Origin of the sequence: Streptomyces sp. NBC_00690 (genome assembly GCF_036226685.1) — a bacterium.
Taxonomy (GTDB): domain Bacteria; phylum Actinomycetota; class Actinomycetes; order Streptomycetales; family Streptomycetaceae; genus Streptomyces.
In genome coordinates this window covers 8,577,897-8,591,983 of sequence record NZ_CP109009.1, presented here as the reverse complement: position 1 = coordinate 8,591,983, position 14,087 = coordinate 8,577,897, and the positions used below count along the sequence as shown (strand labels likewise).

The following is a 14,087-nucleotide window of genomic DNA, read 5'->3' as shown; positions in this document are numbered from 1 at the left end:
TCCGGAGCCAGCCCATGGGCCGAACACCCGGATGACCGGGCCCTACAGCGTCGCCCGCGAGACGGGCGCGGGGCGTCGCGGCAGGGTGCAAGGAAGGTGGCGCGGTTTCCGTCGGCCGGGGCAGAGGGCTGGTTCTTTGGCACGGGATGGACAGATGAGAAGGGAGAGGCGGCGGTGTCCCGCCTCATGGACTCGCGCGGTCTGGCGCCATGTCAGCCAGTCCCCTTTGATGGAAAGCGGTACACATCGGGGCGAGGCAATGCCCCAGTGCGCCATGACCCCGCAGGTCTCTCTTCGCAGCCCGGGAGGTACCACCCCATGACCAACCTCGACCCCTGTCCCGGCATCACCTTGGAAAGCGCTGGCGGCCCCCCATTACACGAGCAGGTGGAAATCCTGCGCCACGCCGGCCCCGCCGTGCCCGTCAGACTGCCCGAGGACGTGGTGGCCTGGTCGGTGACCCGTGGCGACGTCATCAAGAGGCTGCTCTCCCATCCGGCGGTCTCCCGGGATGCAAAGCAGTCCAAGCCGGGATATCAACCGGGCGCCGTGGCCTGGCTGGTGCCCTGGGTGGACGCCGAGAGCATGTTCAATGCCGAGGGCCGGGACCACACAAGGCTCAGGCGGCTCGTCGGGCCTGTCTTCGCCCCCCGGCGCATCGAGGCGATGCGCCCTCGGGTGGAGGCCGTCGTCCACGATCTCCTCGACGCCCTGGCGGCGTACGACGGCGACGAGCCGGTGGATCTCCGCGCCGCGTTCGCCTACGCCCTGCCCACCCGGGTGATATGCGACCTCTTCGGTGTACCCGGCCCCCAACGCCCGGCGATGTTGGAGTTGTTCAACGCGGTCCTCTCCACCGGGGTGGCCGCGGAGGAAGCCGCCGCCGTCAGCAGCGCGCTGGAAGTCGCGATACGCGAACTCATCGAGACCAAGCGCAGGCATCCCGGGGAGGACATGACGAGTCTGCTCCTGGCCACACACGAGGAGAGCGGTGACCGGCTGAGCGAGCAGGAACTCATCGACATGCTGATCCTGATGCTGGGGGCGGGCAGCGGCACGGCCATCGCACTCATCGGACACGCGGTCACGGAACTCCTCCTCCACCGGGGGCAGCTCGACATTGTGCTGAACGATGCGTCCACCTGGGCCGATGTCATCGAGGAGACCCTGCGACTGCATCCCTCCGTGATGCACATGCCGATGCGCTGGGCGACCGAGGACATCGATCTGGGGGAAGGGGTCGTGATACGAGCCGGGGACCCCATGATCATCGGGTTCGGTGCCCATGGCCGCGACCCTTCGGTCCACGACGACCCCGAAACCTTCGACATCAGCCGGAAGGAGAAGTCCCATCTCGCATTCGGCCATGGCATTCACTACTGCCTTGGCGCGCCGTTGGCACGTCTCGAAGCCTCGGTGGCCCTCCCGGCACTCTTCGCCCGGTTCCCCGAACTGACGCTCGCGACGCCTCCGCGAGAGTTGGAGCACCTCCACTCCTTCATCGGCAACGACATCACCACCCTGCCGGTTCTCCTCGGCCGTTCAGCGCGTGCCGCATAGCCCGACGAAGGAAAGCCCCTCGAAGGTCCAGGATCAGTGGCGCTCAGGGGCCCTTGGGTCGACAGAGGTCGAAGCTGGGTGAGGCCGTGCACTCGGTGGCACGCGGGACCATCCCACTGCCACGCACCACCTGGAACAGCGCCACCACGGCGACGAGGACCAGTGCCACCGAGAGCGTCACGGTCAGGGCCGAGGCTGCTCGCGCCGCGGCGAAGGTCTTGATCGTGTACCAGAGAGCCGCGATACCGCCGAGCAGTGCGGTGAGATTGAGGTAGCTGTAGTCGGTCAGTTCGCCGTTGACGACGGTCGATGACTGAGAGGTGACGGCAAGGACGAAGGGCAGGATCGCGATCAGGGCGAGGACCACGAAGGCTCGGATCGCACTGGCGGGTTTCCGTGGGGCTTCGAACACGCCGCGATCCTACGTGGCGCCCGGTGACTCGCCCTCGGCGGCGAGGACATGGGCACCGGCCCCCTGTGGCTCAAGGCACAGGGGGCTACTGCTTCCATCGAGTTTCGTCGAGTGCATCGAGAAACAGCGGGCGCCAGCGGGATCCCGCGCGGCCGTGTCCTAGCAGGTCTGTCCGGACCCACGCAGATCGGCCCAGACGACATGGCCCTCCGGAGTGCCGGACTCCCCCCAGATCTCGGCCAGATGGGCCACCAGATGCAGCCCCCGGCCGCCCGTGTCCATGTCCGCGGACGGCGTTGCGGGAGGCAACGGCATGCTCTGCTTCGCCTCGTCGCACGGCCCCTGGTCCTGGACCTCGATCCGTATGACGGCCCCCTCGGGGCCGTGCCCCTGGACGAGCCTGACCGTGAGGACGACGGTTCCCTGGGCGTGCAACAGGGCGTTGGTCACCAGTTCCGAGGTGATCAGGCAGGCGTCCTCGTCCATGTCGTCCAGGTTCCATCCGGTCAACTGGAGCCGCATGAGTCGACGGGCCGTCGCGACGGCCGTGAGGTCCGGGGCGAGGTGCCAGGAGAACACGGTCACGACGGAGGGTGACGTCGGCACGTCGACCGCACCGATGGCGGCCCGACGGGCGGGGCTCGGCTCCCACAGCGCATCGATGTGCACGGTGGGTGAGGGCCTCCGACGGAAGCAGGTCATCACGGCACCCGGGGCCGTACCGGCCTCACCCTTCGAGTGGCGCGCGGCCCGGTCAAGGGGAGTGAGATCCGAGTGGGCGTCGAGCATGGTGGTTCCTCTCCCTCCGGGGCCGTCGGCCGGGTCGGTACGAACCTGAGAGGTCCGCTTCTGCCAGGCTCCTCGGAGAGCGACGCCGATCACAGGGCGCGGGGACGCTCTTCATGGCGCATCCGCCAAGCAAAGAGTGCGATTCCTCTTGACAAGTACTAAAAAGACTCTTTGTCGGATTTTGAGGTGTCACAGCGGGGTCATCAGTGGTCCACTCGGCAGGGCACCCGGGCAGCCGCTTCCCGTCGACAGGCATTCCGGGGGCGAATCAGGGAAAGGACCCGAGCGGCGATCGAACACCGGAGGTAGAGATGACCCAGCGACCGACTCCCGCGGCAGAACTCTTCGATGCACTGGGACTGAAATACGAACAGGCGTTCGGCAATGCTCCAGCGCATCGAACGGCGCTGACCTGGCTGACCGAGCACCTCTCGCCGGCGAGCGAAGTGCTCGACATCGGGAGCGGAACCGGGCGACCCACCGCGCAGACACTCGCGGACGCGGGCCACCGCGTCCTCGGCGTGGACATCTCACCCGGCATGGTGGAGATCGCCCGCCGACAGGTGCCGAATGCATCCTTCCGCCATCAGGACGCCCGGACCCTGGAACTGCCGGACGCGAGCGTGGATGCCGTCTGCGCCTTCTATCCGTTCTTGCAGATGCCCCGATCCGACCAGAAGGACCTCATCGGCAAGATCGCCCGCTGGCTCCGTCCGGGCGGCCACCTGCTGGCCGCGACCGTGACCTTGGACATGGAGGGCGCCGTCGGGCAGTGGATGGGGCACGAGGTCGAGGTGACGAGCTTTGCCGCGGAGGCGTTCACCGCACTACTGGAGGCTGCCGACCTTGAGGTCCTGCGAACCGAGGAGTTGGACTTCACCCCGGAGACGGATGGAGCGATCACCGAGCCGCAGGTGTTCGTGTACGCAAGGCGGCGGTGAGCGCGGCGACCGGAGCCGTCTGACCACTCCCGCTGCCACCCGCACAACCGAGAGACCCTCGCCCCCACCAGAACGCGTTCACCTATCGATGCGGAATTACCTTTTTGGATGATTTCAAGAGCTTCGCAGTAGAATCCACGTGTATGTACGCCACGGAGTGAGGCTCCGCACTCCAGACCGGGATGCCTGGCCGCCCGGCGACCGACTGGCGCGGGAAGGCACGCATGGACGATTCCAAGGGCGGTCCTCATGCCGGGGGCGAGGCACCTGCCGCAGACGGTCGGTTCGTCCTCTTCATGGACTACAGCCCCGCCTTCTCCTTCCTCGCGGACCGCGAGGACCGGCTCGTGTGGGTCAACGAGACCTTCCTGCGATGGCTGGACCGGCCCCGCGAAGACGTGCTCGGCGTCCATCCCGATGAACTCCACGGCCCGGGTGCGGCCGAGCAGTTCTCCCCCTCCACCGAGCGGGTCATCGCCACTGGCGAGGCGCTGAGCATGGAACAGACGGTTCGGCTCGCCGACGGTTCCACCATGTTCCTCGTCGGCCACAAGTTCCCCGTACCGCAACCGGACGGCACCGTGTTGGTGGGCGGCACGTTCGTCGACATGACAGCCCGAGTGAAGGCCGAGCGCGCCTGGACCGAAGCCGAGGAGCGCTTCCGCACCTTTATGCAACTCCTGCCCGCCCTGGCCTACACCAAGGACTCCCAACTCCGATACACGTGGGCCAACCCTGCCTTCCTCCGTGCCGCCGGCAGGGAACTCTCCGAGATCATCGGACGTCGGACCGAGGACTTCCGGTCCGCCGGACCACCTCAGAGCGATGAGGAGGGCGAGGAATCGGCCGTCATCACGGACGGCCGACCCCGCTCCTTCCGGGCCAGGTTCACCCGGGCCGACGGAACGCTCGGCCATGCGTTCGGCTACCGGTTCCCCCTATCGGAGCAGGGCGATGACACCGTCGGTGGTGTCTTCGTCGACCTCACGGAGGAGATGGCGGTCCGGGACCGGATGGTGGAACGCGAGACCCGACTCGCGACCCTCTTCGAGCGCTCACCCGTCGGCATCGCCGTCATCGATCTGGAAGGTGCACTGGCGGAGGTCAATCCGGCGTTCGCGGCCCTCCTGGAATCCGGCGCGGCCGAACTCCAACGCATGGCCCTGATCGACATCGCGGCGGACGGGCCGGACTCGTGGGTGCGGCCCGCGTTGCGTGAACTGCTGGACGGTAGACGCGCCCAGCACCGTGTCGACACCGAACTCATCCGTCCCCAGGACGGCTCACCCGTGCCGGTGTCCCTCCTGCTCACACTGGCCCACGATTCCGCAGGAGATCCCCAGGAGTTCATCGCGATGGTCTCGCGACGCCCCGCCTCCCAGTCCGCCGATGCCTCAGGCTGGCCGGAAGACGAGGTGACCATCCTTCAACTGGTGGCGGCCGGAGCCTCCGACGCCCAGGTAGCACGGCAGTTGGGCATGGGCGAGTCGACGGTACGACTGCGGCTCGGTGCCCTCAAACGCCGACTCGATGCCAGGAACCGGGCACACCTCGTTGCACGCGCCTATCAGGCCGGTGTCCTCACAACCGAGGAGAGCTGAACGGACCTGAACACCGCCTGCGTACTCCCGGGTCTCCCAGGTCGAGATCACGACGAGCAAGAGGGCCGAAATCAGCGTGTCCCCCCACCGTTGCCAATGACCTTGCAACCTCCTCGCAACGTGCCGCGGTGTTGACTGAATTCCTGCGTCGGTAGTGTGCCGATCATGATCCAAAAGCAGTCGAACAGCGTCGTCACCGTAGAGGCTGTCGTCTCATCCTGGCCGGTCAGCAGCGTGGCGAGGGTGATCACGGCCTAAGGTGCGGCGCGTTCGGCTGAGGTGAGCCACCCACCACGGACATCCGTGGTGGGACCACCGATGGGTAGTGGATGGCTGGATGCCCATGGGTGTGCGGACCAGGACCTCGGAGCGGAGTCGGCGCCGCTCCGAGGTCCCGGCCCGCATGAGGCCCTCGAACGGCGCCCATCCACGTCATTCGGTCGTCGAGACCGCTTCCAGCACGAAGACGGGGATCTCCCGGTCCGTCTTCTCCTGATACTTGGCGTAGTGCGGGAACACCGCGACCGCGCGATCCCACCACTCAGCCTTCTCTGCACCGGTGACCTCCCGAGCGACCATGTCCCGCCCCACCGGTCCGTCCTGGAGCTCCAGGAACGGATGCACGCGCAGATTGTGGTACCAGAGCGGATTCTTGGGGGCGCCGCCGATGGAGGCGACCGCCGCATACCGGCCGTCGTGCTCGACCCTCATCACAGGTGACTTGCGGAGCTTTCCGGTCTTGGCTCCCCGATGGGTGAGCACGACCACCGGCATGCCCTGGATCGACGCCCCCTTGGTGCCTCCGGAGCTCTCGTACAACTCGACCTGGTCGCGGACCCACTTCTCCGGGCTCGGCTCGTACTCGCCCTCCAGTGGCATGTCTTCCATCCCGTCCTCGTGCGCTCGGCCCGGGGGCCTCGGTCAAGGAACCAACGTGCCAGAACGGTGCGTTGGTTCCGCAGCAACGGTGTGCGGCCGGCTCCACCACCCCTGCGGAATCCCACCGATGGCCGAGATTCGGCCGATCATCATCAGGTCGGGTAGGCCGGCTACCCCGAGGACCTCCAGAGGAGGGACACAAAGGGGCTGGTCATGCCTCACCCCCGACGCGTCGGCAACGCATGCAGATCCGTGGGCAACCGATCCGATCGGCAACGGTGTTGCAACCGCCGAAGTGGTCTGCTGGAGGGATGACGGAACGCCCGCGCGTGGAGCTGACCGAGACCGCCGCCTCGCTGCTACGACGGCTGAGTCTGACGCACGGTCCTTTGATGTTCCATCAGTCAGGTGGCTGCTGTGACGGAAGCGCCCCCATGTGCTTCCCGCGCGGAGAGTTTCGTACCGGCGCCTCTGACATCCTTCTGGAGGACCTCCGGGTAGAAGGGTTGGCGGAAACGGTCCCCTTCTGGATGTCACGCAGTCAGTACGAGTTGTGGAGCCACACCCGACTCATCGTCGACGTGGTGGAAGGTCGCGGCAGTGGGTTCTCGTTGGAGGCACCCGAGGGGGTGAGGTTCTTGATCCGCTCCCGTCTGGTCAACGCCGACGAAGCCTAACGACCCCCAGCGCGACAGCCGGCCCGGGCGTACGGCCTACTTCACGGGACGGCGCCACTTCGAAGGCACGACCTAAGGGTGCAGGCTGCTCACGACCTCGGCGGTGGCCGCGACGCCTTCGTAGATAGTCGGGGCCATGCTGGTGCTGGCGAGGAAGAAGCCGAGCAGCGCGCAGACCAGGGCGTGGGAGAACTTCAGCCCGCCGCTGCGGAGAAAGACCGCCGCGAGCACCACCAAGAGCAGCACTACCGAGATCGAAATGGCCATCGCCAACCTCCTATACCGTGCCGGAATTGCGGCATTCGGCCGTCAGTCTGGCGTAGCAGGTGGCCTTGGGGCGGCCGTGGCGTGTCGGCCGTACGGGTGGTTGGCGAACGCGCTCGGGGGGACTGATGGACGGCGGGGCGCCGAGAGAGCGATCGACCTTCGCCCTGCGAGGTGTTGGGGAGGCGGCGCCTGAAGCAGCCGACGGACGAACTGAATGGTGCGGGCGATGACGCAGAGCCCGGATCGGCGCAGAGGTGGGCCACCGCTACGGTCGTGGCCCACTTCTCATACTCTTCTGATGATCCGTCAGATCAATGCGTATAGGACGGCGCCTGCTCATCCGATCAGATGGACGGCTTCTCCCAGACGGAAACGTGTTGGCGGCTCTCGTTCGTGAACGGCTCTCGTGACCATCCCTCCCATCGGTCGGACAGCCGCAGCCCGGCGAGTTGGGCCATGAGGTCCAACTCTGCCGGCCATACATAGCGGAACGGAATGGACGTGTGCTTGGCCTGCCCTCCCTCGCCCACGGTGACGTAGTTGGAACTCATCGCCTGGGTGGCGACGTCGTAGGTGTCGAACGCCCACCGCGTGGCGCTGATGTGGAACGGCACGGCGCTCTGTCCGGGCGGCAGGAGGCGCAGGTCCGGCACCCCCACTTCGACGACGAACCGGCCGCCCGGCCGCAGATGGGCGGCGGCGTTGCGGAAGCAGTCCACCTGCGCGTCCTGGGTGGTCAGATTGTTGATCGTGTTGAAGACGAGGTAGGCGAGGGTGAAGTCGCCCGCCACCCGCGTCGTCGCGAAGTCCCCCACCGTGATGTCGATGGTGTCCCCGCCCGGTTTGGCACTCAACCTGTCGACCATCGCCCGGGAAAGGTCGATGCCGTGGACCGTCACCCCGCGGGCCGCCAGGGGAAGTGCGACCCGACCGGTGCCGATGCCGAACTCCAGGGCCGGGCCGTCGCCGGCGAGTTCGGCCAATAGATCGACCGTCGGGCCTACAGCAACCGAATCGAATATGCTCGCGTATGACTCGTCGTAGGTGGCGGCGATCGACTCTCCGAAGTATCCGTCGTTTTCATGCATGGGACGAAGCTATCGATTGCGGTCGGCGTGACGCGTCCGGATTTTTGTGGGGCGGCTGCTCCTCTTCACCGCCGAGAGCACACCGTAGGACACCAGTACCGTGAACAAGGTCGTTCCCCCGAATCCACGGCACGCGCCGTCCACCTGCGAGGCGGGTGGAACGAGCGGCTGTCGCGAGAGGGACCGACCGACCGGGACTGCTGGTGGAGTGTTGTTCTCCGGAACACCGCAATCACCGCCGGTGGCACCCACAGGACCGTCCGGATCCACCACTGCTCGGGAGTGGTTCAGCCGCCGTCGACGATGTCGGGCCATTGGATCGTTCGATCACACCAGCGTTCCAACAACACCCGGTCGTGGCCGACGGCGAGAAGTCCGGCGCCGCTCTCGCGGCGGTACTCCTCGACAACGGCGACCAGCGCGGCCGTGGTCGAGGCGTCCAGCATCGCGGTCATCTCATCGCACACGAGCCATCGTGGCCGCAGGACCAGAGCGCGGGCGAGGCAGGCACGTTGCAGTTGGCCGTCACTCACCTCGTGGGGGCGCCGGTTGAGCAGTTCCTCGGTGAGTCCGACCGCTGCGGACAGTTCCTTGATGCGCGGCACGATCTCAGCGCGTCGCCCGGTGGCCCGCAGGGGTTCCGCCATGAGGTCCTTGAGCGCGAGTCGGGGGTCTGCGGAGAGCCTCGGTTGTTGGAACACGACGCCGATCGCGGTGCGCTGCGCCTGAGGCGCGGAGTGTCGCCAGCCGTGGACCGGTTGACCGTCGATGCGGACGTGGCCCTGGTACGGGCGGTGAAGCAGCGCGGCGACCTTCGCGAGGGTCGATTTGCCGCACCCGCTCGGGCCGAGCAAGCCGATGGACTCGCCCTGATCGAGGGTGAGGGACGCACCCCGTACCGCAGGTGCGCGGCGGTCGTACCCGGCGGTGATCTCGTGGAGTTCAAGCACGGCGGGGCTCCTGACCGGCGAACGGGAGGTGTACAAGGCCGCCCGGGTGGTGCGCGGCCCTGCGGCCGATGTCCTGGGGGAGGGCGTGTTCGGCTCCCCCGATGGGACGGCGCGCCCGAGGGACGCTCGACGGGGACAGGACCGGAGCGGCAACACGCCGCACATGTCCGCCGGGCGTCACGCCGACGACACGCCAGAATCGCCCCCCGCCCAGCACGTGGACAGCGCCACTTTCGCGAAGCGGCCTAGGCATGTGCCGACTCCTGCTCCGTCGTCGACATCACGGGGTGATGGCAGGCCACCTGTGCGGTCAGGGCCGGGCGTGTTCCGCAGAGTTCCGTTGCACAGTCGCAGCGTGCCGCGAATGCACAGCCGTCCGGGAGGTCGCCGAGTTCCGGTGGCATTCCGGGGATCGCGGTGAAGTCCCGCTCCGGGAGGGCTGCGAGCAACCCGCGCGCATAGGGATGACGGGGTCCTGGGGCCCCGAAGAACGTCGTAGCGTCGGCGAGTTCGACGATCCTTCCGGCGTACATGACGGCGATCCGGTCAGCGATGCGTTCGGCTGCCGCAAGGTCGTGCGTGATCATGAGGAGGGCGCGGCCGTCGTCGGTGTGTCGACGCAGCTCGTCCGCCGTGCGGTTCACCAGGTCCCGGTCGAGTCCGGTCGTCGGTTCGTCGGCGAGCAGGAGCGGCGCGTCGCCGATGAGGGCGAGCGCGGTGGCGGCGCGTTGCGCCAGCCCTCCGGAGAGTTCGTGCGGGTACCGGTCGAGGTGGCTCACCGGGAACGCGGCGCGTCCGGCGGCTGCGACGGCGGCGGAGCGCAGGTCGCGTCGAGGAGTGTCGGTGAGGGCGCGCAGGGTTTCTTCGAGCTGCGCGCCGACGGTCCGTACGGGGGTGAGATGGGCGGCCGGGCTCTGCGGCACGAGACCTATGAGCCGTCCGCGTACTCGGCGGGCGAGGGTTCGTTCGTCCGCGCCCAGCAGTTCGATGCCTCCGACGGTCGCGGTGCCCGCGGTCTGGGCGTTGCCGGGCAGCAGGCCGAGCAGTGCGGACGCCAGGACGGACTTTCCGCAGCCGCTCTCTCCGACGAGGACCAGACACTCTCCCGGTGCCAGGTCGAAGGAGGCGGAGGTGACGGCGGCTATGTGACGGCCGCCGCGCATCCGGAAGCGTACGGAGAGGTCACGTACCGACAGTACGGCGCTCACAGCATCAGCTCCGATCGGCGACGTGGGTTGATGCGGTCCCGCCAGATGCCGGCGAGCCCGGCGATGGCGAGGGTGGGAACGATCAGGAAGAGTCCGGGGAAAAGCGTGGGCCACCAGTCGCCGGCCAGCAGTGAACTGCGTGCGGTTTGCACCAGATTGCCGAGGCTGGCTTGGTGGGTGGGGAGGCCGAGCCCGAGGAAGGAGAGCGCGGATTCGTGCCACATAGCGTGGGGCACCATCAGCACGGCCGCGAGGCCGGCTTGGGGCAGCACGCTGGGGAGCAGATGGCGGACGGTCACCCGGCGTCGGGACGCGCCGCCGGAGATCGCCGCGTCGATGTGGGGTCGGGAGCGCAGCGAGAGCACTTCCGAGCGCACGATCCGGGCGGTGGAGAGCCAGTGGGTGAGGGCGACGGAGATGACGACGGGCCACACCCCGGGGCGGAACATCGCCACGATGAAGATGCCGAGGAGCAGATGCGGTACGGATGCGAACGTGTCGACCAGGCGCATCACCACACGGTCGGTCCAACCGCCGAAGGCTGCTGCCGCCGCGCCGACGAGGGTGCCGATGACCGTGGCGACGAGTGCGGCGACGAGACCCACGAGGAGGGAGATCCGCAGTCCGTAGATACAGCGGAGGAGCAGGTCGCGGCCCACGTCATCGGTGCCGAAGGGATGTTCCCAGGACGGCGGCTGAAGCTTCATCGACAAATCGACTGCTTGTTCGTCGAGCTGGACGATGGGCGGCACCAGGAGTACGGCGAGGGTCACCAGCGCGACGATCACCGCGGAGGACCAGAACCGAACGGTACGCGTGGAGCGGCGGGTGCGACCGCGTGAGCGCCACGCAGTGGTGGGCAGGGTGTCAGCCATCGAAGCCCACTCTCGGGTCGGCCAGTCCGTAGAGCAGATCGGACAGGAGGTTGCCGAGGAGCACCGCGGTGGTCGCCAGTACGGTGAGTGCGGCCAACAGGGGGAAGTCCACGGAGGTGGCGGCGGTGACGGTGGCCGCGGCGATACCGGGCCAGCTGAAGACCGTCTCGACCAGGAGTGCCCCGGTGATCAGCTCCGGCACGCGGGACCCGATGAGGGTGAGCATGGGCAGCATCCCCGAACGCAGGGCATGGCCGAGGAGCACGGTCCGTTCGCTCAGTCCACGGGCGCGGGCGCCACGGACGGGGTCCTCGTCCAGCGCGTCCGAGACTCCTTGGCGTACGTAGAGGTAGAACCAGGGCATCTGGGAGACGCCGAGGACGGCCGACGGCAGCACCAGATGGGTGGCGACCTGGTCGAAGGTGACGACGTCGCTGGCGGTGTCGGTGAGCCCGCCGGCCGGTAGCACGCCGAGTTCGAGTGCGAAGAACCAGATGGCCAGCAGCCCGAGCCAGAAGGCGGGCGCGGCTTCGAGGGTGTAGGCGGCCGAGCTGACGCCGCGGTCGAGCCAGCCTCCCGGGCGACGTCCGGCCAGGACACCGAGCGCGGTCCCGAGGAGGATGGCGATCGCGAAGGCGGTGACGGCCAGCAGCACGGACCAGCCGATGCGTTCGCTGATGACGTCGACGACGGGTTGACGCATCACGCTGGAGTCTCCGAGGTCACCTTGGAGTGCGTTGATGAGCCAGTTCCACCAGCGGTTGACGAAGGGCTCGTCCGCGCCGAGGTTCGCCCGGATCTCGGCGAGCGTCTGCTCGCTCGCGGTGAGTCCGGCGGTGCCGGTGTACGCCTTGACCGGGTCGAACGGGGAGGCCGCTGCGACCGCGAACACGCCGAAGGTCACCGCCATCAGGATGGGCAGGGCGAAGAGCGCGCGCCGCCCGGCCATCCGAGCCATCGCCAGCCACGGGAGGCGGCGTCCCGACGCGGGCACCGCCTCCTGCTCGACGAGCGCGGACTTCACTTCTTCGGGGTCCAGTCCTCGACGTTCCACCAGGGGCCGGAGGCGAGGCCGTGGTCATGGGGCTCGATCTGGTTGGTCAGCCCCTCCCACTGGTCGTCGACGACGTAGAGGTGGTCGATGTGGGTGAGGAAGGTGTAGCCGGGGTTCTTCACCAGTTCCCGCTGGACCGTGTCGTACGCGGCCTTCCGAACGGACTTGTCCGCGCTCTTCCGGCCGTCCTGGAGAGCCTTGTCGACGACGGGGTTGTCGTACCACGCCATGTTGTTGAAGCCGTCGCCGGCGAGTGACGAGGTGAGCAGCAGGTACTGGTCGAAGTCGGGGTCACCGGGGGCTCCGCCGCCCGCGAGCACGGCGTCCTGCTTCATCCTCGGCTCGATCACCTCCCAGGTGCCTGCCTGGGTCTTGATCGAGATGCCCGCCTTCTTGGCGTCGGAGGCGTAGGCGAGGGCGTGGTCCTGGCGGAGCTTGTCACCGGAGACGTACCAGAGCGGGAACTCCGCCCGTACCCCGTCCTTGACGCGGACGCCGTCACCGCCCGGCTTCCAACCCGCGTCGTCGAGGATCTTCTTGGCACGGGTCAGGTCATGGGTGCGTTCGGTGCCCTGGGCGAACCACTCGCTGCCGGTCGGCACCGGGCCGTAGGCGGGCTTTCCTGCACCTTCGAGGATCTTGTCGACCATGGTCTGACGGTCGACAGCGATGTCGAGTGCCTGTCGGACCGCGGTGTCACCGGCGACCTTGTTGCCCGTGGGGAGGGTGACGGTCCGGTAGTCGTACGTGGTGGCCGCGTGGGTCTTCTTCGCCTTGTCGCCCTTGAAGCCAGCCGCGAGGTTGGGCGGCAGGATGGCTCCGTCGAGGTCTCCGGCACGGAGTCGGGTGGCGCGGACGTCGTCGTCCTTGATGATCGCCATGGTGAACTTCTTCACCTTGGGTGCGCCGCCCCAGTAGCCGGGGTTGGCCTTGAACTGGATCTTCTCGCCCTTGGACCAGTTGGTCAGGACATAGGGTCCGGTACCGATCGGCTTGGTGGTGAAGGGGCCGGTGTTGACGTCCTGACGGCCGGCTATGTGCTCGGGTGCGATGGGGAGCACCGTGCGCTGGGCGAACGGCGCATAGGGGTACTTCAGGGTGAAGACCACGGTGTCGTCGCCGACCGCCTTGACGTCCTTGATCGCGTCCAGTTCCGAACGGGAGGCGTTGTTGGTCTTGGCGTCGAGGATCGTTTGGTAGGTGAAGACGACGTCCTTGGCGGTGAAGGGCTTGCCGTCGCTGAACTTCACACCCTTGCGCAGGGCGTAGGTGTAGGTCAGTCCGTCGGCGCTGATCGTGGGGAGGGCCGAGGCCAGCGCGGGCTTGAGCTTCATCTCTGCGTCGAAGGTGAGCAACCCGTCGAAGATCTTGGAGTTGCCGTCCTTGCCGAAGCCGAGGAGGGGGCTGAGGCTCTCGGGTTCGTAGGCAATGCCGACGACCGCCGACTCTCCGGCTCCCTTGGCTCCTGCGGTGCCGCTGCTCGGGTTGGAGCAGGCTGCGACGGCGGTCAGTGCGGTGGCGGCAGCTACGGCCGCCAGGCCGCGTATCGATCGGGTCGACCTGACTGGACCGGTCGCTCGGGTCGGTCGGGCGAACATGACTCCCACCCCTACTGAAGATCAGCTGTTATTACAAAGCGCTCGCAATTAAACAGCACACAAAAGTATGGCTGGTACATCGGACCCGGTCGGAGGCTGCTCAAGGGCTGGTCGAGGGCCTCCCGTGGATCGGCACCGCAACGAGACAGCGCCGACTTCGGGGGCATGAAGAATCCAGCACGTGCTGC

General features: G+C 67.5%; 15 protein-coding genes. 4 read left to right on the top strand and 11 right to left on the bottom strand.

What is annotated here, in order from left to right; translation table 11 throughout:
• Nucleotides 1–318: 318 nt before the first annotated feature.
• Nucleotides 319–1,560, top strand: a complete 1,242-nt coding sequence (locus tag OID54_RS36490) for a cytochrome P450 family protein (protein ID WP_329026810.1) — start codon at nucleotides 319–321, stop codon at nucleotides 1,558–1,560.
• A 43-nt stretch (nucleotides 1,561–1,603) separates the two neighbouring features.
• Here OID54_RS36490 and OID54_RS36485 read toward each other — a convergent pair whose 3' ends face one another.
• The gene (locus tag OID54_RS36485) at nucleotides 1,604–1,972 is read right to left on the bottom strand and encodes a hypothetical protein (RefSeq protein ID WP_329026808.1); all 369 of its coding nucleotides are present in this window, start codon (nucleotides 1,970–1,972) and stop codon (nucleotides 1,604–1,606) included.
• Between the two features lie 159 nt (nucleotides 1,973–2,131).
• Complete coding sequence (locus OID54_RS36480) at nucleotides 2,132–2,761, bottom strand: ATP-binding protein (protein ID WP_329026807.1); 630 nt, start codon at nucleotides 2,759–2,761, stop codon at nucleotides 2,132–2,134.
• A 311-nt stretch (nucleotides 2,762–3,072) separates the two neighbouring features.
• Between OID54_RS36480 and OID54_RS36475 the strand changes: the two genes are divergently transcribed.
• Nucleotides 3,073–3,702, top strand: coding sequence for a class I SAM-dependent methyltransferase (locus OID54_RS36475; RefSeq protein WP_329026805.1), 630 nt, complete (start codon nucleotides 3,073–3,075; stop codon nucleotides 3,700–3,702).
• Nucleotides 3,703–3,926: 224 nt separating this feature from the next.
• Nucleotides 3,927–5,303 (top strand): PAS domain-containing protein, encoded by a 1,377-nt coding sequence (locus tag OID54_RS36470; RefSeq protein WP_329026803.1) that lies wholly within the window; start codon nucleotides 3,927–3,929, stop codon nucleotides 5,301–5,303.
• A gap of 71 nt (nucleotides 5,304–5,374) precedes the next feature.
• Here the strand turns inward: OID54_RS36470 and OID54_RS36465 are convergent, their stop codons facing one another.
• Together OID54_RS36465 and OID54_RS36460 are read right to left on the bottom strand one after the other, a co-directional pair.
• Complete coding sequence (locus OID54_RS36465) at nucleotides 5,375–5,554, bottom strand: hypothetical protein (RefSeq protein WP_329026801.1); 180 nt, start codon at nucleotides 5,552–5,554, stop codon at nucleotides 5,375–5,377.
• A 181-nt stretch (nucleotides 5,555–5,735) separates the two neighbouring features.
• Nucleotides 5,736–6,182, bottom strand: coding sequence for a nitroreductase family deazaflavin-dependent oxidoreductase (locus tag OID54_RS36460; protein WP_329027997.1), 447 nt, complete (start codon nucleotides 6,180–6,182; stop codon nucleotides 5,736–5,738).
• Between the two features lie 311 nt (nucleotides 6,183–6,493).
• On the opposite strand from OID54_RS36460, the gene OID54_RS36455 reads away from it, so the two are divergent.
• A complete protein-coding gene (locus tag OID54_RS36455; protein WP_329026799.1) occupies nucleotides 6,494–6,859 on the top strand; it encodes a DUF779 domain-containing protein in 366 nt (121 codons plus the stop codon).
• 72 nt (nucleotides 6,860–6,931) lie between these two features.
• Here OID54_RS36455 and OID54_RS36450 read toward each other — a convergent pair whose 3' ends face one another.
• The 7 genes from OID54_RS36450 to OID54_RS36420 all read right to left on the bottom strand — a co-directional run bounded on the left by OID54_RS36450 (nucleotide 6,932) and on the right by OID54_RS36420 (nucleotide 13,899).
• Entirely contained in the window at nucleotides 6,932–7,126 is a 195-nt protein-coding gene (locus tag OID54_RS36450) for a hypothetical protein (protein ID WP_329026797.1), read from the bottom strand.
• Between the two features lie 344 nt (nucleotides 7,127–7,470).
• On the bottom strand, nucleotides 7,471–8,214 hold the full coding sequence (locus OID54_RS36445; protein ID WP_329026795.1) for a class I SAM-dependent DNA methyltransferase: 744 nt from the start codon (nucleotides 8,212–8,214) through the stop codon (nucleotides 7,471–7,473).
• Between the two features lie 287 nt (nucleotides 8,215–8,501).
• Nucleotides 8,502–9,164 carry an ABC transporter ATP-binding protein gene (locus OID54_RS36440; RefSeq protein WP_329026793.1) on the bottom strand — a complete coding sequence of 221 codons (663 nt, stop codon included), beginning with the start codon at nucleotides 9,162–9,164 and terminating at the stop codon, nucleotides 8,502–8,504.
• 245 nt (nucleotides 9,165–9,409) lie between these two features.
• The gene (locus tag OID54_RS36435) at nucleotides 9,410–10,327 is read right to left on the bottom strand and encodes an ABC transporter ATP-binding protein (protein ID WP_329027995.1); all 918 of its coding nucleotides are present in this window, start codon (nucleotides 10,325–10,327) and stop codon (nucleotides 9,410–9,412) included.
• A gap of 41 nt (nucleotides 10,328–10,368) precedes the next feature.
• Nucleotides 10,369–11,247, bottom strand: coding sequence for an ABC transporter permease (locus OID54_RS36430; RefSeq protein WP_329026791.1), 879 nt, complete (start codon nucleotides 11,245–11,247; stop codon nucleotides 10,369–10,371).
• A complete protein-coding gene (locus tag OID54_RS36425) occupies nucleotides 11,240–12,205 on the bottom strand; it encodes an ABC transporter permease (RefSeq protein ID WP_329027993.1) in 966 nt (321 codons plus the stop codon). The genes OID54_RS36430 and OID54_RS36425 overlap by 8 nt, the downstream gene beginning before the upstream one ends.
• Before the next feature lie 62 nt (nucleotides 12,206–12,267).
• Complete coding sequence (locus OID54_RS36420) at nucleotides 12,268–13,899, bottom strand: ABC transporter substrate-binding protein (protein WP_329026789.1); 1,632 nt, start codon at nucleotides 13,897–13,899, stop codon at nucleotides 12,268–12,270.
• Nucleotides 13,900–14,087 lie beyond the last annotated feature (188 nt).